Here is a 24,816-nt window from a genome sequence, read left to right as displayed (position 1 = left end):
CGACTTAAAACATGGCAGTGGCTTCGCTCATTGCTTCGAGATTGTTCAAAAAGGGAAGACCACCCTTTTTGAACAATCTCTTTTAAGCACTTTTTTTACGGTCTAATAAAACCGCAAGTAAGATAACTCCGCCTTTAACGACTTGTTGGAAAAAGGAGCTTACTCCCAACAAATTGAGTCCATTGTTTAAGACTCCTATAATCAAGGCCCCAATAAGGGTACCTACGATCCAACCTCTCCCACCTGTTAAGCTTGTCCCACCTAGTACTACAGCCGCGATCGCATCTAATTCATACATTGAACCCGCTGTTGGCTGAGCGGAGTTTAACCTCGACATAAGGATGATCCCAGCAAGAGCGGATAGAAATCCAGTTAACGAGTAGACATAAATTTTAATTCGATCTGCTTTAATTCCTGATAAGATCGCTGCTTCTTCGTTGCCCCCGACTGCGTAAACGCGACGGCCAAACGTCGTCTTTTTCAAAATTAAGTATAAGACTAAGAACGAAATCATCATTGTGACAGCTGGTACAGGAATTCCGAAGAAATACCCTTTACCTAACATTTGAAAAAACGAAGAATCCCCTAAACCAGTAATAGGTCTTCCATCTGTAAACATCAACGTTAAACCTCGGAAGATCGTCATCGTTGCGAGTGTTGCTATAAAAGGGGCCACTTTCCCTTTGGAAATAATCAATCCATTAAATGCCCCTAAGATAGCTCCAACAATCAAGCCCGCTAGAACGGCAAGAACGGGGTCTACCCCTGCTGCTAACAACGTTGCCGTTACAGCTCCAGACAAAGCGAGAATTGATCCGACAGATAAATCAATTCCACCCGTTAAAATGACAAAGGTCATTCCAAATGCAATCAAGGCATTAATCGATACTTGTCTTAAAATATTGAAGATATTTGGTAATGATAGAAAGCTTGGATTTAAGATGGTAATAATAATCATGATTACAACTAGACCAATGAGCGGACCTAATTTAGCAAAATTAGCTGATAATTTTCCTTTACCCAACATGTTTATCGCCTCCAGTGGCGTAATGCATAATATGTTCTTCACTTAATTCATTTCGATCTAAAATCGTTTGCATTTCTCCTTCAAACATCACCATGACTCTTGAACTCATTCCGATGATTTCTGGAAGTTCTGAAGAGACCATGATAATGGCTACTCCTTGTTCTGCAAGCTCTTTCATAATCGTATAGATTTCCTTCTTGGCACCAACATCTACACCTCGAGTTGGTTCATCTAAAATTAAGACACTTGGATTTGTGCCGAGCCACTTGGCTATAACGATCTTTTGCTGATTTCCACCACTCAACGACTTTGCCTTTTGCTCTGGACCCGAACAAGCAACACCTAGTCGCTTTATGAGATTTTCAACAAAGCTTGATTCCTGCGAATGGCTAATCCAGCCATTGCTTGAAATAGACTTTAAGTTTACTAGACTAATATTTTCACGAATTGAGAAGTCCGTCACGAGTCCTTTCGATTTTCTGTCTTCTGTAATTAGGCCCAAGCCATTTTTTATCGCCACAATTGGAGACGTAATCTGAACTTCTTTTCCATTGATGAAAATCTGTCCTTTTTCTGCCTTCCTATAGCCAAATAAAGTTTCCACTACTTCAGAGCGTCCTGCTCCCATTAAGCCCGATATCCCTAATATTTCTCCAGATTTCACCGAAAAAGAGATGTTTTCAAATTCACCTGATCTTGCTAGGTTTTTCACTTCCAGTTTCACATCACCAGGCTGGTTTGTTACTTCTGGGAATCGACCACCTAACTGCCTTCCTACCATCATACTTACGATTTCATCAAAGCTTGTTTCTCGGATATTTTTCACTCCTACATATTGACCGTCTCGCAATACGGTAATCCGGTCACATAAAGAGAAGATCTCTTCCATTCGGTGGGAAATATAGATAAAGGAAACGCCTTGTTTCTGCAAATCACGAATCGTCTTAAACAATGTATCTATTTCTCGATCTGTTAAAGCAGCTGTAGGTTCATCCATGATAATAACGTCTGCATTGGTCATAAGCGCTTTAGCAATTTCGATGATCTGCTGTTTCCCAACTGATAAATTTCCAGCACGCTCCGTTGCCTTAACCTTTAAACCAAGATCCCTCAGCCTCTCCTCGGTCATGCGATTCATCTCTCTTGTTTTCAACCACGGAGTCTTTCCCACTGTTTGTTCATTACCTAAAAATAAATTTTCTGCAACGGTAAGCTCTGGTAGGATGTTTAGCTCCTGATGAATTACGGCAATTCCATCTTTTTCTGCATCCTTTGGACCTTTATATACGACGCTTCTTCCTTTTACTTCCACTGTCCCGCTATCGCGAGAGTAAATTCCCGTAAGGATTTTCATCATCGTTGATTTACCGGCACCGTTTTCTCCCATCAATGCATGGATTTCGCCTTTTTTTAAGGAGAACGCTACCTCTTTTAATACCTGGTTTCCGCTGAATGATTTCGAAATTCCACCCATATGAATAATCATAAAAACACCCCCTTTTAGAAAATCACACCCGCCTGAAGAATGATATTAGCGTAAGGTGTAATCTCCCCAGTGCGTATAATCACCTTGGCCTCTTGTGTTTCCTTTTTAAAATTCTCATGGCTTATGAACTTAATAGGAAATTGGTTTTTATACAGCTCGTTGTAAACCCTTTCATTACTTCTCTTAATTTCTTCTGCACAAATAGCTGCTTCTACTTCCATATCATTCAACACTTCTTCAAGCACATCCAAAAAGCTTGGTACCCCTTTTTTCAATGATAAATCGATACACCTAACTTGATCAGGAATTGGAAGGCCGCAATCGCCAATAACGATCGTATCTGTATGTCCTAACTTTGCAAGAATTTCTGCAATATCTCTGTTTAATATTCCATGTTTTTTCATCAACGCTACCTCGACTTTACTATGAATTGCTCTAATTCCTCGCGTGTAGGCATGCCACCTTGAGCTCCAAAACGTTGAACAGAGAGTGCGGCTGCCGCATTAGCAAACTCAACCGCTTTTGAGAGTGGCATTTTTTCGCTAATAGCTACTGCTAAAGCACCATTGAATGTATCGCCAGCTCCAGTTGTATCTGTCGGTTCTACCTTAAAGGAAGGGATCATCTGTGGCCCTCCGTTCTCCGTAAATTTGGCACCGTTTTCTCCCATCGTCACAATGAGTCTCTCTGCCATTTCTTCATCCTTATCTAGACGTAACTCTTTTTCCTCCGTCTCGTTAGGAGTAATATAGAGAGCCTTCCTCCAATACTTTTTATCTAATTGTCTAGCTGGAGCTGGATTTAAAATAACGGGAATTCCTTCCTGCTCGCAAAGGTCTAAACAATAACAAACCGTTTCTAGCGGGATTTCAAATTGTAGTAATACAAGATCACTAGATAATAGTTGCTCTTTATGTTCTTCCACATATTTAGGAGTGAGATGTTCATTTGCTCCTGGGATCACAATGATTCGGTTATCATTTTCCGATACAAGGATCGTTGCAACACCGGTACTACAATGTGTAACCGGTTCCACATTCGTTACAGAAATGGCTTCCTTTTTTAAAACTTGTCGAAGCTGTTCTCCAAAGGAATCGTCACCCACTCTCCCAATAAACTGGACATTGCCACCTAATCTTGCAGCAGCTACTGCTTGATTGGCTCCTTTTCCGCCAGGGATCGTCTCAAAACGGTCTCCTATAATCGTTTCTCCTTGTACAGGAACTTTTTTCGTTAAAGTAACCATATCCATATTGATGCTTCCAACGACGGTTATAATCGGTTGTCGTTTCATTCTGTCTCCTCCTTCCTTTTTGTTGTCTCTCGAATGATTAAGTTTGTTGATAGTTCAAAATAAGATCCTTCTATTGGCTTTTTTTCAATAAGCTTGATTAATAATCTTGCCGCAGTTGCACCCATTTCATAGATAGGTTGTGCAATCGTTGTTAAGGATGGAACTAGCATTTCTCCAAAAGGAATACCATCAAAACCGATAATTTGGATATCTTCTGGCACACGCTTTCCCATTCTATTCACAGCCTTCATTGCACCTGCTGCCGTTACATCACTGCTAGCAAATATACCATCAATGCTTGGATGCTGTTCGAGTAACTCTCTAGTGACCTGCTCTGACTTTTCAAAATGAAAATCTGCTTCTGCGACAACACTGGCTACTCCTGACTGATCCATCACATTTCTGAAACCATGTAAACGATCATCAGCAGTCGGTAACCCTTTTGGTCCACGTAAATGAGCAATGAATTTGCAGCCGCTTTCAATTAAATATGTTGCAGCCATTTCGGCCCCTGTCTTATTAGATGAAACGACAGTCGGAATATTTCCACCTATGACTCGGTCAAGGGCCACCATCGGAACACCGACTTCATCCACTTCCGAAAAAGAGAGTTGATTCGTTGTTATAATGATGCCATCCACATATTTTTGCTTCAATGCTTCTAAGTAATTACGTTCCTTCTTTATATCCTCATCTGCATTACATAGGACAACCGTATAGCCATAAGTGAGTGCTATATCTTCAACAGCACGAGCTAATTCAGGGAAAAACGGGTTCGTGATATCCGGTAAAATCAAACCGATCATCCGAGATGATTTATTATAGAGTGTTCTAGCCACGGCGTTTGGTCTAAAATCTAACTCCTTAATGGCAGCTCCTACTGCTTCTTCCGCTTGCTTACTTACATACCCTTTTTTATTTAACACTCTTGAAACTGTCGCCACTGATACTTGCGCAAGTTTTGCTACATCACGGATTGTTGTCATAAGATCTCCTCATCTTGCGTTGAATCTGTAACCGGTTACATAGATAATAATATACTTGAAGCTATCTGTCAATATACAGAAAAAAATTTTAGCTGTCACCTCAAAAGAAATAGGAATTTCAACTTTTTTGAAGGTTGTCATTGTTAATACTCAATGATTCTTTTTTCTGGTTTAATTGCCATACTAACCGTTTAAAAGAACTATCACTATTCGACAAAATCTTACAATCTTCGGGGAGTGACAGTGAATTGCGCCCAAACAAAAAAGGGACGAGGAATTTTGTCCTAGTCCCTGTCCCACTAACCTTCTAATATTTCAACTACTTCTTTTAGGGTATCATTCGTACCGACATTTCCTGGGAAGACGACATAGGCTAAGGAAGGAAATTTACTTTCCTCGCCTATTTTCCAAACAGGGATGCCGGGTTTAATTTGTCCTGCCACTTCCGCGCGTTTAACGGAGAGGCCAACGGTTCCAATGCTCGATGAAGTAATCCCGCCTTTAGCTACAATGTAGTTCGGACGAACGTTTAAATCTTGAATAATGCTTGTGACAGCGTCTGAAATTTTCACAGCAAGCTGTAATTCTTCCTCTTCTTTGTTTTCACCTAAGTCGAGGCGCTCTCTCCGTGTATAGAAAACAACCGATTGTCCCGTTTTAATAAGATCTTCACACGTCTTTCGAACGCGTAACGTCTCTTGTTCAAATTTCTCCGGCTCCAATACGAGATGAACGTTAAATTCAACTGGAGTCACTAAGTTGCTATCAAGCAGACTGTATAATTGATCAGTCGTCTTTTGGACATGGGAACCGACAGCGATTAGTCCGCCATTTGCTGAATCCTCTATTATGAGTTCTTCTCTTGTAAGCAAAGGTTTGTCAGCTACGCCTCCGATAACTTTTGTTAAAGCAGCGGCACTACGACATAAGAAGACTTTTCCCTCTTTTAATGATTGGAGTAATGCGGTGACAAATACTTCGGCATCCACGTAGTCTACGGCGTTCACAACGATTTTCTGGAAATTTACAGCGTTCATTAACTGTTGTTTCACAGCAGCTACATTTCCTGAACGGAGGTCGTCAAGACTGATGTAGATCATGCTTTCTTTCGTAAATTCACCTTTTGTCTTTTCTTCAATCCATTCTCCTAAATGAGAGGATCGAAAACCGAATGTCCGGTCTTTGGCAAACTCAGTTTCCCCAGCTGGAACGAGGTCTTCTCCGTACTGGACATAATGAGTGTTATTAATTGTTAAACGACCGCCCTCCTTAAAGAAAGGCATAATAATTTCTCCGTCAAATAAGGTGTTTGACTGTTGCTCAATCGTTGTTTTTAACGTTTCTGTTTCTAAAGGATAGTGCCCGCGTAACGTTGAGTCGCCGCGACTAATGAGAACGTAAGGAACGCCTTCTTGTTCGGAAACTTCTTGCACGCGTTTAGCGATCTCCTCGTGAGCGATCCTCGTCTCTTTCGATGTGAAGCCGCGAGAGTTTGTGAGTAAGAAGAACATTCGGTTTTCTTCTTGAAAGCCTTTTTCGATGCTTTCTTTTGACCAGTCTGTATAAACAGAGATTCCGTGTACCGTTTGCACGCCGGTAGGGTCATCGTCAAGGACGACAACTTTGTGCTGGAAACCTTTTAGCTCCTTATCTAGGCGTGCTTTTACATCTGTACGATTTGGTTCCCCTACATTCGCTAACAATTCTGATACCTTTACTGTGTTCATGTTATTTCACCTCTTTGGATACTTCAACGTTAGCAAGTTTTTCATAATGTTGAATAATGCTAGCGTGGTCGAGTGCTTCTTTTCCATCTGCTTTTAAACTATGGAAAATTTCCAGCAAGTGGCTAGAAAGAGGGAGAGGGACGGCTAGTTCATGGGCCGTGTTCATCACATTTGTTAAATCTTTCATATTAATATCGACACGACCACCAGCTTTGAAGTTGCGCTCGAGAATCATCGGGATTTTCGCATCCATAACCGTACTTCCAGCAAGTCCACCGCGTATTGCTTCATACATTTTTTCAAGATCGATGCCTGCTTTTGCCGCAAGAACAAGTGCTTCGGAAACAGCAGCAATATTTAAGTTTACGATAATTTGATTCGCAAGCTTCGCTGTCGTTCCACAGCCTGACTCTCCTACACGAACAATGTCTGTACCCATGGCATGAAGAACATTTTTCACCGTTTCAAACGCTTCTTCGTCCCCTCCGACCATAATAGAAAGTGTTCCATCAATCGCTTTCGGCTCGCCGCCACTAACGGGAGCATCGAGGAAATGGACTCCTTCTTTTGCGGCAAGGTCTGCCATTTCTTTTGAATCAACAGGCGATACAGAGCTCATGTCAATGATCGTCATTCCTGAACGTGCGCCTGCCATGACTCCGTTTTCTCCGAAGACCGCTTGGCGAACATGTTCTCCTTTTGGCAACATCGTAATAATGACATCACTCGCTGATGCTACTTCTTGACCAGAAGAAGCTGGGTGAGCTCCTTCTTTTGCAAGAGTATCGACCGCTGTTTGGTTAATATCAAAAACGGTTACGGTGTTTCCATGTTTCATAAGGTTACGTACCATAGGAAGTCCCATAATCCCTAATCCGATAAATCCAACTTTATTTGTCATATCATTCATCTCCATTCATGTTATAAAAAAGGTGTGCTCGTAACTCTTACAATCCTGGTAAAAATCCTTGGAAGGCACTTAAAATATAGACGAATACGAGTGCCGTTACACCTGAAAGGAATCCACCTAAACTCCATACACGTAACGTCTCTGTCATCGACAGACGTCCGAATTTACTTACGACCCAGAAACCAGAATCATTTGGCATTGATAATCCAATCCCACCGGCACAAATAGCTAGACCGAGTAAGACAGGAGATACGCCAAGTTCAACAGCCATTGGTCCTAAAATCGCTGATGTTGTGACAAGAGCAACCGTTGCTGACCCAAGTGAAGCACGAAGAATTTGTGAGAATAGGAAAGCAAGTAATAATGCTGGGATGCTTAGTCCTTGCATCAAATTGATCAGTAAATCTCCTAAGCCTGTTTCTTGTACGACTCGACCAAATGCACCACCGGCACCTGTAATTAGAATAACCATCCCACTTTGATTAAACGCATCAGCAAAGATGGTTTTTGAATCTTCTTTAATGTAAGGCTTTAATACAAACATCGCGACAATGACACTTATTAAAAGGGCGATGTTTTTATCACCGATCGTAGCAAAGAACGTGGCAACACCATGTTCCGGGTTGTCAATATACATTAAGTTTACAATGGTATTCGATAAAATTAAGACAATTGGCAGAGCAAGCAAGCCAAAAGAGAGTTTTGTAGAAATTTCTTTTCTGCTAGTGTTGTCTTCTGCAACGACATCGTCGGAAATTTCCGAAGCATGAAGGCGTCCTTCATTCGTAATTCGTTTCCCGATGAATCTTCCGTAAATCACTCCACCAACGAGAACAGCCGGGATGGAAATGAGTAGCCCATAGATAAAGAAGATTCCAATATCAGATCCTGTTTGGTCTGCTACAACTAATGGACCTGGTGTTGGGATGATTAAACTATGTGCTGTAATTAAACCAACCGCTAAGATCGTAACAAAAGTGGAAAGAGAAATCTTCGTCTTAACTGAAAGACTTTGAATCAATTTGTGTAAAATAATAAAGGCTGCATCGAAAAAAACGGGAATCGATACCGTAATCGATGTCGCTGCCAGTGCATAAGGAGACTTTTTAATTCCAAATGCTTGAAGCATGCCTGAAGCAATTTTGCTAATCGCTCCAGAAGAAGCTAGAAATTGACCAAAGATGATCCCAAGACCAATCAAGATCCCGACGCCAGCTAATGTATTTCCAAACCCACTTGCGATAATACCTGGAACTTCGTGAATCGGAATACTCGAAACGATTCCAAGACCTAGTGCTACGACTAAAAGCGAGACAAAGGCATCCCATTTAAATTTAATAATAAGTAAAAATAACACAATTAAAGCAATCGCAAAGGCGATAATTAAAGCATTACCTGTTAACATGTTGTCTTCCCCCTATGGTGAATTGAACGAAAATAATAGCGTTTTCATTCGATTTACTTCTTCTCTATTTTTTCATTTTTGTTACAGCTAATCTTGATTTATTAACAGCTTTCTTTATCGTGTCGCCTCCAACCATAACAACTCTTGTGTAGAGAGTATCTAAAAAGGCAAGTTGCACGAGACGGCTAGTCATCGCATCGGCGCGTGTTTCCGTTTCTTGTGCCTGCGTCAAAAGCAGGATATCTGCCATCTTTGCTAAAGTTGTATGTTCATTCGAAGTAATCATGATGACGGTCGCATCATTTGATTGGGCCATATGCACGACTTCAATAATATTGACGGTTTCACCAGAGTGCGAAATGGCTATGACAACATCATCCTCTGTCATCTGACCTGTGTAAATCGCTTGATAATGAGGATCTTTTACTGCCAAAACAGTGCCACCAAGTCTCATAAATTTATGAGCGCCATCTTCTGCTATTGTGCCCGAAAGCCCTTGGCCAAAGAAGAAAATTCGTTCAGCTTTTGTAATGAGTTGAACAGCCTTTTCCATTTGCTCTACATTGATTTTTTCTTTTGTCATCGACATCGCTGCTGTAAACTGATCGCCAATCTTTGTAAAAACTGTGTCAGAAAGATCATCTTCTTTGATCACGGTTTCATTTGTTGCTTGATTCGAAGGCTGGTTGGCAAGTTCTTGAGCCAATGTAACTTTTAGCTCTTGGTAACTCGTGTACCCAAGTTTTCTATACAAGCGAACAATACTGGGTTCGCTTACATTACTTAATAAAGAAAGTTCATTCATCGATAACAAAAAGGGTTTGTCGTGTTTCTTAAGTTGCTCAATGATTTTCAGTTCCGAAGCCGTTAGTGAATCTTCCTTTTGAAGAATTCGCTCATGGAAACTTGTCATTCACGCACCTCCAACATTTGATAATGTAGTAATAATACTACATAAAAAACACCCACACAAGAGAAAAAGTGACAATAAACCCTTTTTATTTTGTTTATCGACAAAAAACACGTTATATATTACGATTACCTTGTAATTAAACTACATAAAATAGGAGGTTTGTTATGTTTACTACAACAAAAGTGTTGCTTCAATTGGCAGAAGAAACGAATAGCGCCGTTGCTGCATTCAACTGTTATAATGCCGAAACCGTGCAAGCAGCCGTTCGGGCTGGAGAAAGAGCGAACAAAGGCGTTATTATTGCCTACGGAGAGCGATACAAGGAGTATATGAATCTAAAAGCATTCGCCGCATTTACGAAAGTAGTCGGAGAACAAGCTGCGATTCCAGTTGCCCTTCACCTTGATCACAGCTATGAATTAGAAACGATTGAACAAGCGATTGCTTCGGGTTTCTCTTCTGTCATGTATGACGGCTCGGCCCTTTCTTTTGAGGAAAATGTGAAAACAACGAAGCATGTCGTTTCTCTCGCCCATAGTAACGGAGTATATGTTGAAGCAGAAATTGGTTCGATGGAAAAAGGAGATTTCTCTGATGAAGAAGAGGGCGACGGGAGACTAACCGATCCGGATGAAGCTGCTTGGTTTGTCAAAGAAACCAATGTCGATTTCCTGGCCGCATCAATTGGTACCGTTCACGGCATGTACAAAGGTAAACCAAATTTACAACATGATCTATTAGCGGCGATCGCAAAAAAAATCGACATTCCTCTTGTTTTACACGGAGGATCGGGAACACCTGAAGATCAAATCGTAAAGGCAATCAATTTAGGCATTCGCAAAATCAATGTAAATACCGAAGTTTCCTTGGCTGCCGTAACAGAAATGGCCAATGCCCTAAGCGAACAACCGTATATTCATTTAAGCAATCTAATGACAACTGCACAAGAAACCATGATTGAACAAATGTACAAAATTATAGAAACGTTTAAAGGATGAGGGGGTGAGGGACAGGTCCCTCATCCCAAAAAACTGCCGAGTTACCGACAGTCTCAAAGACTTTAATGATAGTTAGTATCTTGGTTTTGGTTAGGGTTAACCATATCTTTAACCTTTTCAATCCCTTGTTCAATCATTTCATCAGCAATCATAACTATGTCAGTATCGTAGTTTTCTTCTGTTGATACGCTGAATTGAAGTTTCTCGGCATAAGGTGCTGGTCTATTCATCATAAAAGCTGAAGTTACTTCGCAATAAACATCACGAGCTTTCTCGACGTTTAACTTACCCGTGACAATATCATTCATTAGGTTAAGTGCAAGAATATTGGCTGCTTCCATATCACATCGGGAAGACACTTCACCTCTTGTTCTTTCAACAATCACACTACCATCAAACTTAGCGAGTTCGCTAAACATTTCTGGTGGCACAGTGTAGTTAATATAGTTTTCGATTACATCAGTATGAGGTTGTGGAAAATCATGTGGAATTTCATCACGATAGACAATCGTACGTTTCCACGGTCCATTGTTATACCAGATTAATCTACTTGGAGTTGCTTCGTTCGGAGAACCGTATTGTTCAATTGTCAGATTAGCTGCTTTTTTAGACATGGCATTCCAATCATTAATAAACGCTTGAACTGTGTTCATATCCACAATAGTTTTAGTTGTTTTCTCAGCTCCTCCCATAGTTTGTACCTTTAAATCACTCGCCATTGCGGTTGTAGCAGTTTTCAATTTTTCTTCTTGTTCCAAATGTATCACCCTTTTATATAGTAGGTTTTTTTTAGTTTTTGATACATTTTCACAATATATACTTATGTTTTTCTTATTAAACTAATGGGTCGTTCCTGCAACAGCAGCAGGAACATTTTCACTAACTGGCAGAAGAGTTCAATAATGACAGCGTGACATTAGAGTACTGAGCTATAATCCAAACAAAAGGTTTGCGGAAATGATCATACAGATCCTACAGTTATAGCCATGTGGATTCTCATTCCGTTAAAAGGTAGAAAAGCTGTTCCAAAATAGTCGAAACGGATTCTGGTTCCGCTAATCGAGTAAAATCAGTGGAAAACGGGGTTGAAAAAGACAAATAACGGAACGAGGATCGAAAAACATCCCTCAAACAAGGAATTTGTGGCAAATAGCGGAATAAGGAACCGCTCCTGTTAGCCAAGCGAATATTAAGCCCACATTTTATGAAAAGAGTTCTCTTTTTACTATATCAAAAGTTTAAAACTAAAATATTGTGAAATGTTACACTTCAACTAACAGGTGCAAGAATTCAAGAGCAGGAGTTGTCGTTGGCAACTCCTATTGTTTATGGCGATAACGGAGCAGAATTATTTAATAAAGCTGTTTTGTTTTGAACTTAATTGTAAATGATAGGATGGAAGGACTATGACTTTAAAAAGAAAGTGACTGTTTAAAATGAATGAAACTCTGCAAGAACAAACTGAAAAAACTTATAACCTTATCGTTCAAGCGAATAATCAAATGCTTGAAATTTGGAAGAATGATGTTCTTTTTACTTGGCAGTGGTGGCTTGGGGTAGGACTAACTATTATCCCTTGGCTTTTATGGATTAAATATAGAAAAAAGGACAGTACCATTCGATTATTAAGTGCAGGTTTTTTTGTCATTCTTATATCTTCTTGGTTAGATTGTTTAGGGGTCGTATTAGGATTATGGTATTACGTATATGAAGTTTTCCCATTTATTCCATCCTATTTCCCGTGGGATTTTTCCCTTTTGCCAGTCATTATTATGGTTTTCATTCAAATTAAGCCTACTACACATCCACTGATTAAAGGAATTACCTTTTCTGGAATATCCTCTTTTCTCGCGGAACCTTTTTTTATAGGGATTGGATTATATCGTTTATTAAACTGGGAACATATTTATTCATTTCCGATATATATCGTTATTTATTTAATGGCAGACTATATTAGCAAGAGAAAAACATGGGATAAAGTTTAATTAAAGTGTACCTAACGGGTTCGATTGCGGAACAAGAGCAGTCGAACTTTTCACGAACGTGGCAGTTTCGTTTACAAGTAACTTACATTAATTAACCCTAAATGAATATTAAAAAAAGCAGAGGAAAATCTAAAGAGAAAAGGAGTTGAAATTAATATGTCATTGAAAAATCAGTGGTTAATTAATATTGCAATGGTTTTACTTTCTTGGTTATCCTTATCTTTTTTGGGAAGGCGAAATATAAAAAGATTTCTTCCTGCATCGATACTTGTTGTTTTTTTAGAAGCATTGAATGTCCAAGTTGGAAAAAGACAAAAATGGTGGACTTTTTATAATAAGCCAAAGTCATATATTTCAGGGGAATTACCTTTTAATATTGGTCCGTTTCTTGTAGGTTCTATGTGGATATTAAAATGGACTTATGGAAATTTTAAACAGTTTTTGTTGCTTAATGCCATTATCAATGCTTTTTTCGCTTTTATTTTAGTAAGAGTAATGGAAAAGTTAAAAGTGGCTAAATTAGTTCGATTAAATAATTTTGAATTTTTCCTTTATTTCTTTTACAAAGCTCCTTTGTTATATGGTTTTCAATACATTATTAATAAGAAGAAATTATTATCGACTTAAAAAAGTTTCCGTCAAATGAGAATAAATATTGTGAACTAATTCACTTAAACTAACAGGTACTTATCTACAGTATGATTTTAAACAGTATTCAACGTATGTAATGATATCAAAATGGTACAAAAATGATAGATTTTCATCTTTACGGAAACATTATATACAGTCAACCTTATAGTATGTAACGTAGTCAAAGATACATCGGATGAAGAAATAATAAACCTTGATGGGTTGTTTGTAAGTGGGCTTCTTCCATACTATCATCAAGGATAGTATGCGGAAGCGCGGTAGATATGGTAGTCAGACTAGTTATCTAATGAATAAAGCGTATCAGCTTATTAACCAATACATCGGCCTTCTCATTTCGGTATTTCGAAGCTATATCCTTCAACCTCAATTGGCTTTCGACCTACAAACCTAACTGCCTACGCTTAAAGGTGCCGATACCCAACACCCTCTGAGACTCGCTACGAGTGAGCGGCTAGCTCTTTTCGACGGGAATCCCATATATATGACGATCTAAGCTTGGCCGTACGGACAGGCTGTTACAAACCCCAAACCAACCCTTTAATTCAACTAGAATTAAAGGGTTGGTTTTCAATTATTCGTTTTGCTCTCCCTCAATTTCTTCAGTTTGTTCTGATGGTTCTTCATCTAAATCAGGTTCCTGTTCATCTCCTATAGGCTCTTCAGTGTCAGTTATTGTCTCATCAACTTGTTGTCCTGGCGCTTGATCAACAACAGGTTCTTCTGAATCCATATCACTACAACCCATAACCATACTAAAAGATAGGAGAGGTAGATACCTTAAGAATATTTTTTTCATTTTTTACCCCTCCATTTTTAATGGCTAGTTAGACTGTTCCCTTTCTTTCTATTTTAAAACATGAAATACCAAAGGGAAGGTCCCACGTCCAATCCTTTCAAAAAGAATAGAAAGCTACCCAGAGTTACTTAAAAATTAGTACCTTAAAAAAGATAACTAATAAGGCTATCTTTTTTAGGCATTTGCCTATCGGATAAATCATTGTACCTTTATTTAGCTAGCTGATGAAAGAAGGGTTAAGCTACCTGTTTTACCAGTACACTCCAAAAATATAAGTAAAAGAAAACGTCTATAAGTAGTACCTGGCACCGATCTCTCCTATCAATCTATCGACAAAAACTTACAAACTTTGGGAGTGACAGGCACCGCTCCTATGCAGTTATCTGTTGTTTTATGAATCCCTCCTCCATTTACCTTGTTTAAGAAAGTCGATAAATGTAAAACGATTACAAAAGGGGATGGGCTTATTTTGTAGAACTCATTGGTATTAGGATGAACAGATTGCAAAACTAGAGTTTAAAAAACGGAGGGTGAATGCTATGTTTAAAATATTCAAAATGTTCAAGATAAAAAATGATGAGCAAGATATATGTGCTAGAAAGCTTACAAGGATTATGAAGTGTCTAAACGTTTCCTATTTCGATTATAATTGGGACCGCAGCAGTTGTTATATTGAATTTCGCTATCAGGATGTCTTGTACAAAATGGAACACTCAGTGGAAAAAGCAAATTCCAAAGGTGCTCAAGTGTTAAGAAGCGGATTGGATAGTTTAATGGAGTTAGTTGAATCACTAGAAGATCTGTGTCAAATCATTGAAAGAGGAACTTATAACCTTGACACTTGGCTATCTGGCATGAAAAAGTCCCCCTTGACGGAAGAGACCCCTACTTTAGAAGATGCTCAAGTAAAAAACAAGTCATTAGTGAGACAAAAATATAAAAATGAAGAGTTTATTATAGCTGCACCACAATCCTCTCTAGTCGATTTTGACCGACATAAGGTTAGTCAATAACCAGTGAGTAAGTAGAGGGTTGTTTGAAGGAGAACTCAATCGAACGCCTGATTGAGAGGCGTTCTTTTTTGATGGCGTAAAGCCCGGTGCCTGCCCCCACTTTAAGATTTAGATAAAATAACTCTTCATGGCATTATCTCAAGTATCGGCTAACTATCATTTCCTACCAGAATTGTTTAGACAAGAAAATGAAGGTGGAGTTTCAGCGGAAAATTCGGTATCACGAGAGTAAGTTGCAAAAGTTAAGAGAGTATGAAAATATACATACATGGAAAATAGCCATCTGCCTTTTATAACGCAGTATGGCTATTTCTTTTGATTCATGCTATTATTTTCATTTTTATACAAGTCTCGAGTGGTGACAGGCACCGCATCCCAAGCCATGCGGATTCTCATTCCGTTAAAAGGTAGAAAAGCTGTTCCAAAATAGTCGAAACGGATTCTGGTTCCGCTAATCGTGTAAAATCAATGGAAAATGGGGGTGAAAAGGACAAATAACGGAACGAGGATCCAAAAACATCCCTTAAACAAGGAATTTGTGGCAAATAGCGGAATAAGGAACCGCTCCTGTTAGCCAAGTGAATATTAAGCCACATTTTATGAAAGGAGTCCTCTTTTTACTATATCCATGGTGAGGAGTCTTTCTTAAACGTTTCTTGATCTAATAATTGGTGAATCAATAAGGGGTTAATTTGTGAAGTTGGTATCATCGTCAACCTTTTTATTAATATATACTCATACTAAATTGCAACATGTTCGAAAGCGACAGGCAAGGAATTGCCGTTGCCATCGAGCGGGTATAAATCAAGTATTTACTCCCCTTAGACTCTACCTGAGAGGGGAACTTTTCCCGCGCTAAAAGACGCCGTATTTCGCCAAATCATAAAACGGAATCAACAATCCTCTATTGTATTCTTTAGAGGAAGCATGGGAACCGTCCCCATGCTTCCCTTCATTGCTTCATGTGTCACCATTTCCGGGAGTGACAGGCACCATATCCGAATGCTCCAAAAAAGTTTTAAAAAGATAGAATCCAAGCTGTACTTTTAGATAATCCTCGTAATGGTTAAAATCCAAATCAAGAATATCCTCAATTTTCTTAATGCGATGATAGAGTGTGTTTGTATGGATATGCAGCTCCTTGGCAGTAAAAGTCATAGACCGGTTATTCTGAATATAAGTAAAAAGTGTATGAATTAATTCATCGTTTTTCTCCTGATCTGTCCATAATTGTGAAAACGTCTCCCTCAGGAATGCATCTATTTCTGCTGGAGAACGATCTAAAAAAAAGCTACTGATTCCAATCTTTTTGTAATGAATAATGCCTTTTTCCTTTTGTTTTCTCAGGTAAAGAAGAGCTTTCTCTGCTTTTAAATGATTTTCTTCCGCTTGGCCATGATAGTAGTACCCTGTGCTGATTCCTCCTCGGGCTACTACGGTATATCGTTCGTTCCACCATTTTATGCCGCTCTCGATTATTTCTTTCCATAATGCTTCCTGATTAGCATTTTGAACAGAAGAAAAAATCGTAATTTTATTATTGTAGCTAAAAAGCAGACTATTTTTTAAGGGCATTTTCTCTTTCAGGTGTGCTAGCAGAAGCAGTGCTTCGTTTTCAAGAGAATGCAGGTCGATATTTCCATCCAACTCAATTAAAGCTGTTAGAAGAAAAGAATGATTATGAATTCCTAATTCCTCGGCAACAATCTCAGCTTGCTTAGGATTTTTAATTTTCAAAAATTGTTGGTATGTTTCATAGGTTTTCTTATACATGATTTCAGTTTGCGATCTTAGTTTCATAATTTCAAGAGAAAGAATAGGAGCTCCCTGCTCAATGATTAGATGGTCGAGTTGTGATAAGCGTGCGTTTCCTTCTACGATTAGACAACCTAATAAAATGGAACCCGATCTAACCGGATAAATATAACAATCAATAGAAACCGTGTCATAGATTGATACATAAGCAGGTTTGGTTTTCGTTCTAAAAAGAAAGAAAATATCATCTAAACTTTCGGCGAAATGTTTATCGTGTTTTGGGGAAAAGGTTCCTTCAAGATAATCCACATAAACAAACTTTCTTTTCATCAATGTATTCATTTCTAAAATAATAGCATTCAGACCCCTGTTCTGAACCGATAACCCCGTAAGTAGATTGTGAATGTTTGTTCTTTTTTCTAATAGAGTATTTGTTTCTTTGAGTCTTTGTGATAAATGGGTAGCTTCAAGCAAAGTTTTCTGTACTTCAGTATGGAGTTTGGCATTATAAAGTGCAATCGCTGCCTGTGAAGCGAAACTTTGTAAAAGGTGGAGATCTATTTCACTAATGCCGTCTTCGATATCAAAACAATGAAGGGTCATAACACCAATCCGATTTGTTCCAAATGAAACAGGGACGGTTAAAATAGACTTTATATTTTCGTTATTATAGTGAGCTTTTTCGATAAACTCAAAGTTCTCTCTGCTCAAATCACCCATACTATTATAAATTTCTTCCCTTGAGGTAATTAGCCTTACACAACCGTCTCTGAAAACTTTTCCTGTGATCGATTCACCAACATTTACTTTAAAGAAGCTGATGTTATGATTAAAGCCCACATACGCCTTTATAATCAGTTTATTAGAAGTCTCATCTAACATTTGGATGTATCCTGCCTCTGCTGTCTCGACTATATTTAACGCATAATGCATAATTTTTTTCAGTACCTCATCCAATTCGAGAGTCGAGTTCATTGCTCGAAAACTTTCCATTAAATTCATTACATGATCCAGTGCCTTTTGATTTTCTAAACTTAATTGTTTAAGAAAGACTTCGTTTCCTTCCATTCCCTCACCTCCGTTGTTGATATCAACAATTTTTGTGTATTAACATTGTTTAAACCAATATTGATGTTCTACCTAAGATTATATAATATTTAGTAAACAGCGAAAAGTTTTATTATTCTTCAAATTGAAAACGTTCACAACATACAGAGGAGGAAAATCAATTATGAAAAAAATAGCATTCAAAGAAATAGAAAATATATTCGAAGATCTCGTTCATATTAGACGAGATTTGCATATGTATCCTGAGTTGTCATTTGAAGAGCAAAGAACTCCAGCAATTATTGCAAACTATTTAAGAGAATGCGGACTAGAGGTTAAAACCGAAGTAGGAGGCCGAGGAGTCACCGCTTTATTAGAAGGAGGAAAGCCAGGAAAAACGGTTGCTCTTCGTGCTGATTTTGACGCACTACCCATTCAAGATGAAAAGTCTGTTCCCTATAAATCAAAAATATCAGGTGTCATGCATGCATGTGGGCATGACATTCATACTGCATCACTGCTAGGTGTGGCATATGCGCTCAGTAAAGTTAAGGAGAATCTACATGGCAATGTAATGTTTATTCACCAATTTGCTGAAGAGGTCATTCCTGGCGGTGCAAAAGCGATGATTGATGATGGTTGTCTTAAAAACGTAGATGTCGTCTATGGCGCTCATGTGTTGTCGAATGTACCTGTAGGTCAAATTTGCTATAAAGAAAACTATATGATGGCAGCTGGAGATAAATTTGAAATTGTTATAGAAGGAAAAGGTGGACATGGATCTTCCCCTCACCTTGCGATTGACCCCGTCCTTATTGGGAGTCAAATTGTTACAAATATTCAGCAGATCGCCGCTAGTCGTATTAATGCGACAGATCCTACTGTGATAACCGCCTGTTCGTTTGATGGGGTCAGTAGCTATAATATTATTCCTGATAAAGTGACTTTGTCTGGAACCGTTCGAACCTTTTCCGAGGAAGCCCGAGAGCTTGCTGAAAAAAATATTAGAAAAGTAGCAGAGATGGCATGTAGCTCAGCGGGTGCTATCTGTGAAGTTATTTATGAATACGGTTATCCGTCTGTCTGTAACGATTCAAAAGAAGCACTTCGTATTAAACGAATAGGTGAAGAAATTGTAGGAAAAGAAAATGTTTCGGAATCCCCCTTACAGATGGCAATGGAGGACTTTTCCTACTATGTAAAAGAGAGACCTGGTGCATTTTTCAATGTAGGAGGAATGAATTCTGATATTCAAGCTATATTTCCACACCATCATCCGAAATTTGATGTAGACGAGCAGTCCATTCTTATCGCTGGAAAAATGTTTATTTCACTCGTTTTCGATTATTTAAACAGGTCACATTAAGATAGTAAGAAATTTTAATCACATTTTATAGTTATATTGATAGGGAGAGAATGTTTATGAAAGATACGAAAAATAAGAAAAGACATATGATTCTTACACTTCTGTTTTTAGGGTGGTGTTTGTCTTATCTTGACAGGATGGCAATGAATGTCGGGATTGTCGAAATTGCAAAAGACTTTAATCTTAGCCCGTCTGTAATGGGGGTAGTGTTGAGTAGTTTTTTTGCTGGTTATGCTTTAATGCAATTGCCTGGAGGCTGGCTAGCGGATAAATTTGGATCAAGAAAAGTCATTACGATAGCCATACTGACTTGGTCACTGTTTACCGTTTTAACCGGGATGGCTTGGTCCCTTATGTCCATGATTATCATTCGTTTTATGTTCGGTCTCGGGGAAGGAGGATATCCCGCAGCAAGCTCTAAAGCTGTTGCTGATGTCTTCCCTAAAGAAGAACGAACAAGTGCTCAGACCATTATGATGTCTTCCAATTCACTTGGTGGGGTGATCGCTCCTTTAATTGCTACACCACTACTTGTATGGATCGGTTGGCAAAATCTTTTTATTGCCATTGGTTTAGCTGGTGTCTTGTTTGCAGGGCTATTTTGGTATTATTTAAGACCGGAAAATATGCAAATTGAAACATTTTATAAAGAGCAAATTCAAATAACATCTTTTAAAGACGTTTTAAAGATCTCAACAAGCTGGAAGTTGGCGATTATGTGGTTTGCAGTAAGCACAGTGGTATGGGGACTCATTTCTTGGATGCCTCCTTATCTTGTCAATGTAAGAGGCCTTGATTTGATGTCTATGGGGATGCTAACATCGATACCTGCCCTTTTTGGAGCGCTTGGCGTTATTATCGGTGGTCAACTCATTAAGTCGCTTCTAAGTGGAAAAGAAAAATACCTTTCCATTGTGAGTCTTGTCATTATGATTGTATCTCTGTCCTTGTTATTAAATGCACCGTCAGTGACACTAGTTATTGTTTATCAGTCAATCTGTATGTTTTTCCATGGGCCCGTTGTAGCGACGGTTTTTAGTCTACCGCATAAGCTATTCCCAAAAAACGTGTTAGGGTCTACATTTGGAATGGTTAATCTCGGCGGGATGATTGGTGCATTTTTAGCACCAATGGTGATGGGATATTTAATTGAAGTTTTTAATGGATTGTATTTCTCTGCATTCATGTATATTATAGTCTGTGCTGTTTTAGGTATTTTGGCAGCAGCTAGTCTAAATTCAAAAGGTAATCCTATAAGCAACGCTCCTATAGTGACTAGCAATGATGAGGTAATATAGAATGAGTATCATGTTTATATAGAGGGTAGGTGTTTTCAATAACAGTCATTCAACATTACATTGTAATGTTGAATGACTGACTGACTGCCCTTTTCTTTCATTCTACAAATCTCGACAAACTTCGGGGAGTAACTGGCCCCAGAACCAACCCAATCACCGCCCCTAAATCTCTCGCTGCCCTCTTCATATTTTCATATCCAGACTCCAGTGCTTCCTCAAGCGTAACGACCCCTGGAACAATACTAAAGACAGCGTCAATTCCGTGGTCATACACATTCGTATAATCATGTGTCAGACTGCCAGCTAAAGCAATAACAGGGATTTGATACTTTTTAGCTGTAGTTGCAACGCAGATTGGGGTTTTCCCATGAATGGTCTGATGGTTGATGCCCCCTTCACCTGTGATCACGATGTCAGCATCGCTAACTTTTTGATCTAAGTTTACTGCTTCAATCACTAAGTCACCGCCACGTTTTAATTCTGCTGGTAAAAACGCGAGCAGCCCTGCTCCTAACCCGCCTGCTGCACCTGCTCCAGGTACATCTTTAATATCTATTCCCACATCCCGTTTAATGACATTTGCGTAGTGAGTTAAATTCGCATCGAGCACTTTAATTTGTTCTTCTGTTGCTCCTTTTTGAGGGCCGTAAATAGCAGATGCTCCTTTTGGGCCTGTTAATGGATTGTCCACGTCACACGCTACATCCACACTAACCTCTTGAAGGCGCTTATCAAGTTGCGATAGATCAATACGTGCAAGTCTCGCAAGTTCAGCTCCTCCAAACGTAATCTCGCTGCCATCTTCGTCTAATAACTTTCCTCCTAAGGCTTGAACCATTCCAGCGCCACCGTCATTTGTAGCACTTCCACCGATTCCAATAATAATTCGCTCCACCCCCAGGTCGAGGGCAATGGAGATCAATTCTCCTGTCCCAAACGTAGTCGCTACCATTGGATCTCTTTTCCCCATCGGTACAAGCTCGAGTCCTGATGCAGCTGCCATTTCAATCGCCGCTGTCTTTCCGTCTCCTAACAGCCCGTAAAAGGCTTCTACCTTTTCCCCTAAAGGTCCAGTTACCGTTGCATACTCAATCGTTCCACCTGTTGCATCAACTAATGACTGTACAGTCCCTTCACCACCATCGGCCATTGGTACTTTGACATACTCAACATGTGGCAGCACTTCCTTCAGTCCTTCTTCTATTGCATTGGCCGCTTCTAATGCAGTTAAACTTTCTTTAAATGAATCTGGTGCGATAACAATTTTCATGTCGAACTCCTTCCCGTTTATAAAAATAACTTAAATACGCCAAAGATTAATGTTGAGATTATCGCAATCGTTAAGCCAACAAGTGACTCATAAGGAATCAATTTAAGACGTTCTTGGAAATTCATCAAGACACTTCCTGCTGTCGCATGGAAGAAGCTTCCGTGCGGCAAGTGATCTAGAACCGTTGCCCCTGCATGAATCATTACTGCACCTGCAAGACCAGCTACTCCTAATTCAATAAGAGTTGTACTAAATACACTACTTGCCACCGCTGCCCCTGCCGTTGTAGACGCCGTTGCAGCAGACATGAAGATCCCTGATACCGGTGCTAACATAAATGACGGCAAGCCTAGTACGTCGATTCCATCTACTAAAACATTTCGTAAACCTGAGTTTGAAATAATTCCAGCTATTGTTCCTGTCCCTAGAAGCAACACAGCGACTCCAGACATTTTATTTAAACCAGATACAATGAATGTGTTTACTTGCGAGATTTTCCCCATTACTAACGCTCCAACAAGCCCGCCTGCAGGCAACGCAAGCATTGGATCAATGACAATATCGAATAACGGACGTAACGCAAGGAGAACAATCGTGACTAGTGGCGCAAAGATCGCGAGTCCAAATGTCGGTAACTTTTGATCATTGGTTTGAGTCAATTCTTCTAATGAAACCATCGATCCTTTGTTTACTAGTCTTTTCGCAATAACATAAGTAACAAGCAAGCCACAGATCCCTGGGATAATACCAGCTGCCATGACAGAAGTTAACGGAACTTCAAATGCCTCAGCAACGGCAATGGAGTTTGGGTTCGGTGACATAACGTTTCCGGCCTTCCCTCCCCCGACCATCGCTAGCAAAATAGCCGTCTTTGATAGATTGGCACGACTAGCAATCGCTAAGGCAATAGGTGCAACTGTAATAACCGCTACATCGACAAACACACCAACAGCCGTTAAAATCATCGTTGCAATCGCTAGAGCAAATAACGCTTTCTTCTCCCCAATTCTCTTAACAATACTTTCAGCTATCGACGCTGCCGCTCCCGACTCAATTAACACACCCGCAAGAACACCGGCTGCTAAAATCCGTAGGACAGCGGGAATGATGCCTTGGGCTCCCCCCATCATTAAGTCAACGGTTTCTGTTAGTGACGCACCACCGACCAAGCCCCCAACCATCGCTCCTCCCACTAGCGCATAGACAGGCGGTACCTTTCTAAATATAAGAACAATAGCTAATACTAAACCAACAAGAGCACCTAAAGCGCTTACTTGAACATCCATCTCTGTTCCTCCTTTGGTGTAACGAAATCATAGTAATATTGTAAGCGCTTTATAAATTAAGTTCATTGGTCGGACGAACAAATAAACCGCTATCATTTGGGTTGTTATTTGTTCGTCGGACCAACTCACTTATTACGACCGGTAAATTTATCAATAAGGATAGAAAGGTTCAATTCAAATAAATCTTTGTAGTTTCTAGGATCTTTCCCGGTGATCTCTTTTATTTTTTCTAAACGATATTGAAGCGAGTTTCGATGGATAAACAGCTCGTTTGACGTATTGGTCGCTCTGCCGTTCTGATTAATATACACTTCTAATGTCCTATGAAGGTCCCCTCCCCCACCTTCTTCTTTTAATTTGTTAATGACGTCAATAAAGGGATTATCCATTGATTGAGCAAGTTCATTTATGAACACATATATCGAGAAATTTTCATATAATAAAAGACTTTGCTCTAGAACTAATTTCTCCCCTATCACAAGCGTGTCCTTCGCTTCTTTATAGGACTGATGGAGCTTTTTGAACGTTGAATAATAACTTCCTATCACCACTTTGACAGAAGGATCTATTTTTTTCAGTTGGGAAAGCCAAATACGAATCGTATTTAATGTAAGCTCCTTCTCCCAATCCTCATTAAAAATAGCTACTTTCTTTAGAATAACCATTTCTCCTGTATAGGTTTTAACCGTTAGATCATCTTGTTCCTTCATTTCTTGAATCTTTTGCTCAAGCTTCTGGTTCCTATCAACCTGCTGAGAACTACTTTTTAAGACGATGACCACTCTTGGAACCGTTAAATCAATTTGTAAGGACTTGGCCTTTTCAAAAACTAAGCTTTCTCCAAGGTTATTCCCGTTAATTAATTGGTGAACGAGTTCTTCTTTAATTCGTTCATCTAACTGCAGCTGTTTTTGAAGAAACGCCTGCTCAATAATCATTTCAGTCGTCATTTTAACTAACTGGCCATATCCCCTTGTCGCTTCAGGATCACCAGTAATCCCAACAACCCCAACCACTTCGCCTTGAAAAACAATCGGTAAGTTAATCCCTTCTCTCACACCATCCCAGTTTTGAATGTTATTATAACTAATCTCAATAATCTCTTTTCTCTTTAACACTTCACTAGCTACTTCATGTTTGATCCAAATCCGTTGCCTATCCCCAGACCCAATGATTCTCCCATCCTGATCCATAACGTTAATATTATAAGGAAGAATCGCCATTGTTCGATCCACTATTTCTTGGGCCACTTGTTCCGTTATGTACATCGCCATCTCTTCGTATCCTCTCTACCTAAAGTTCTCCTGTCATTGTATAAGAAAAAACCTACCATATAGACAGGTTTTTGACCATGAATTCAACTTAGTTTGAACATGAGTTAGGAGCTACTACTTCATTTGTTTCCTTTCTTTAAGGAACTCATTCAGCTCCAATTGCAACTATTTCAACTACTTTCGGTTTACTGTCTATCTTAACATCCAGAGGAAGAAGAACAATTACTCATAGCATTGAACGAAGCTAATCCGATATTATCGGGCAAAGAAATTAATAAAATTTTAGGATTATAACAAATATGAGGGTACGTTGGAGAAAATCAGCCATT

At 39.3% G+C, this 24,816-nt stretch carries 21 protein-coding genes; 6 read left to right on the top strand and 15 right to left on the bottom strand.

The window, feature by feature from the left end:
- Nucleotides 1–82: 82 nt before the first annotated feature.
- From LDX58_RS22310 to LDX58_RS22270, 9 genes are all read right to left on the bottom strand, one after another.
- Nucleotides 83–1,027, bottom strand: coding sequence for an ABC transporter permease subunit (locus LDX58_RS22310; RefSeq protein ID WP_227939545.1), 945 nt, complete (start codon nt 1,025–1,027; stop codon nt 83–85).
- Nucleotides 1,017–2,513: a sugar ABC transporter ATP-binding protein gene (locus tag LDX58_RS22305; RefSeq protein ID WP_227939543.1), complete on the bottom strand. Its 1,497-nt coding sequence runs from the start codon at nt 2,511–2,513 to the stop codon at nt 1,017–1,019. The genes LDX58_RS22310 and LDX58_RS22305 overlap by 11 nt, the downstream gene beginning before the upstream one ends.
- Before the next feature lie 14 nt (nt 2,514–2,527).
- Complete coding sequence (gene rbsD, locus LDX58_RS22300; protein WP_227939542.1) at nt 2,528–2,917, bottom strand: D-ribose pyranase; 390 nt, start codon at nt 2,915–2,917, stop codon at nt 2,528–2,530.
- Between the two features lie 5 nt (nt 2,918–2,922).
- The gene (gene rbsK, locus LDX58_RS22295; protein ID WP_227939540.1) at nt 2,923–3,807 is read right to left on the bottom strand and encodes a ribokinase; all 885 of its coding nucleotides are present in this window, start codon (nt 3,805–3,807) and stop codon (nt 2,923–2,925) included.
- Entirely contained in the window at nt 3,804–4,793 is a 990-nt protein-coding gene (locus LDX58_RS22290; protein WP_227939539.1) for a LacI family DNA-binding transcriptional regulator, read from the bottom strand. The genes rbsK and LDX58_RS22290 overlap by 4 nt, the downstream gene beginning before the upstream one ends.
- A 299-nt stretch (nt 4,794–5,092) precedes the next feature.
- On the bottom strand, nt 5,093–6,520 hold the full coding sequence (locus tag LDX58_RS22285; RefSeq protein ID WP_227939537.1) for a four-carbon acid sugar kinase family protein: 1,428 nt from the start codon (nt 6,518–6,520) through the stop codon (nt 5,093–5,095).
- Nucleotide 6,521: 1 nt separating this feature from the next.
- Nucleotides 6,522–7,421: a 2-hydroxy-3-oxopropionate reductase gene (gene garR / locus LDX58_RS22280; protein WP_227939535.1), complete on the bottom strand. Its 900-nt coding sequence runs from the start codon at nt 7,419–7,421 to the stop codon at nt 6,522–6,524.
- A 46-nt stretch (nt 7,422–7,467) separates the two neighbouring features.
- The gene (locus tag LDX58_RS22275; protein ID WP_227939533.1) at nt 7,468–8,835 is read right to left on the bottom strand and encodes a GntP family permease; all 1,368 of its coding nucleotides are present in this window, start codon (nt 8,833–8,835) and stop codon (nt 7,468–7,470) included.
- Nucleotides 8,836–8,899: 64 nt separating this feature from the next.
- Nucleotides 8,900–9,748, bottom strand: a complete 849-nt coding sequence (locus LDX58_RS22270; RefSeq protein WP_227939531.1) for a MurR/RpiR family transcriptional regulator — start codon at nt 9,746–9,748, stop codon at nt 8,900–8,902.
- 164 nt (nt 9,749–9,912) lie between these two features.
- Between LDX58_RS22270 and LDX58_RS22265 the strand changes: the two genes are divergently transcribed.
- Nucleotides 9,913–10,746, top strand: a complete 834-nt coding sequence (locus LDX58_RS22265; RefSeq protein ID WP_227939529.1) for a class II fructose-bisphosphate aldolase — start codon at nt 9,913–9,915, stop codon at nt 10,744–10,746.
- A 62-nt stretch (nt 10,747–10,808) separates the two neighbouring features.
- On the opposite strand, the gene LDX58_RS22260 is transcribed toward LDX58_RS22265, so the two are convergent.
- Nucleotides 10,809–11,504: a hypothetical protein gene (locus tag LDX58_RS22260; protein WP_227939527.1), complete on the bottom strand. Its 696-nt coding sequence runs from the start codon at nt 11,502–11,504 to the stop codon at nt 10,809–10,811.
- Nucleotides 11,505–12,182: 678 nt separating this feature from the next.
- Between LDX58_RS22260 and LDX58_RS22255 the strand changes: the two genes are divergently transcribed.
- A complete protein-coding gene (locus LDX58_RS22255) occupies nt 12,183–12,731 on the top strand; it encodes a CBO0543 family protein (protein WP_227939525.1) in 549 nt (182 codons plus the stop codon).
- Between the two features lie 156 nt (nt 12,732–12,887).
- Nucleotides 12,888–13,358: a hypothetical protein gene (locus LDX58_RS22250; RefSeq protein WP_227939524.1), complete on the top strand. Its 471-nt coding sequence runs from the start codon at nt 12,888–12,890 to the stop codon at nt 13,356–13,358.
- Nucleotides 13,359–13,953: 595 nt separating this feature from the next.
- On the opposite strand, the gene LDX58_RS22245 is transcribed toward LDX58_RS22250, so the two are convergent.
- Nucleotides 13,954–14,178: a hypothetical protein gene (locus tag LDX58_RS22245; protein ID WP_227939522.1), complete on the bottom strand. Its 225-nt coding sequence runs from the start codon at nt 14,176–14,178 to the stop codon at nt 13,954–13,956.
- A gap of 704 nt (nt 14,179–14,882) precedes the next feature.
- On the opposite strand from LDX58_RS22245, the gene LDX58_RS22240 reads away from it, so the two are divergent.
- Complete coding sequence (locus LDX58_RS22240; protein WP_227939520.1) at nt 14,883–15,191, top strand: hypothetical protein; 309 nt, start codon at nt 14,883–14,885, stop codon at nt 15,189–15,191.
- Between the two features lie 960 nt (nt 15,192–16,151).
- Here the strand turns inward: LDX58_RS22240 and LDX58_RS22235 are convergent.
- Nucleotides 16,152–18,014, bottom strand: a complete 1,863-nt coding sequence (locus LDX58_RS22235; RefSeq protein WP_227939518.1) for a helix-turn-helix domain-containing protein — start codon at nt 18,012–18,014, stop codon at nt 16,152–16,154.
- A gap of 163 nt (nt 18,015–18,177) precedes the next feature.
- On the opposite strand from LDX58_RS22235, the gene LDX58_RS22230 reads away from it, so the two are divergent.
- Together LDX58_RS22230 and LDX58_RS22225 are read left to right on the top strand one after the other, a co-directional pair.
- Nucleotides 18,178–19,359 (top strand): M20 metallopeptidase family protein, encoded by a 1,182-nt coding sequence (locus tag LDX58_RS22230; protein WP_227939517.1) that lies wholly within the window; start codon nt 18,178–18,180, stop codon nt 19,357–19,359.
- Nucleotides 19,360–19,415: 56 nt separating this feature from the next.
- Nucleotides 19,416–20,657, top strand: a complete 1,242-nt coding sequence (locus tag LDX58_RS22225; RefSeq protein WP_227939515.1) for an MFS transporter — start codon at nt 19,416–19,418, stop codon at nt 20,655–20,657.
- A gap of 97 nt (nt 20,658–20,754) precedes the next feature.
- Here LDX58_RS22225 and LDX58_RS22220 read toward each other — a convergent pair whose 3' ends face one another.
- The 3 genes from LDX58_RS22220 to LDX58_RS22210 all read right to left on the bottom strand — a co-directional run bounded on the left by LDX58_RS22220 (nt 20,755) and on the right by LDX58_RS22210 (nt 24,487).
- On the bottom strand, nt 20,755–21,927 hold the full coding sequence (locus LDX58_RS22220) for a glycerate kinase (RefSeq protein ID WP_227939513.1): 1,173 nt from the start codon (nt 21,925–21,927) through the stop codon (nt 20,755–20,757).
- Nucleotides 21,928–21,944: 17 nt separating this feature from the next.
- A complete protein-coding gene (locus LDX58_RS22215) occupies nt 21,945–23,213 on the bottom strand; it encodes a GntP family permease (protein WP_227939511.1) in 1,269 nt (422 codons plus the stop codon).
- A gap of 125 nt (nt 23,214–23,338) precedes the next feature.
- Complete coding sequence (locus tag LDX58_RS22210; RefSeq protein WP_227939509.1) at nt 23,339–24,487, bottom strand: sugar diacid recognition domain-containing protein; 1,149 nt, start codon at nt 24,485–24,487, stop codon at nt 23,339–23,341.
- Nucleotides 24,488–24,816 lie beyond the last annotated feature (329 nt).

The organism is Alkalihalobacillus deserti (assembly GCF_020734105.1).
GTDB lineage: Bacteria > Bacillota > Bacilli > Bacillales > Bacillaceae_D > Halalkalibacter > Halalkalibacter deserti.
The sequence above is the reverse complement of the archived record's forward strand: the minus strand, read 5'-3'. Positions and strand labels throughout refer to the sequence as shown.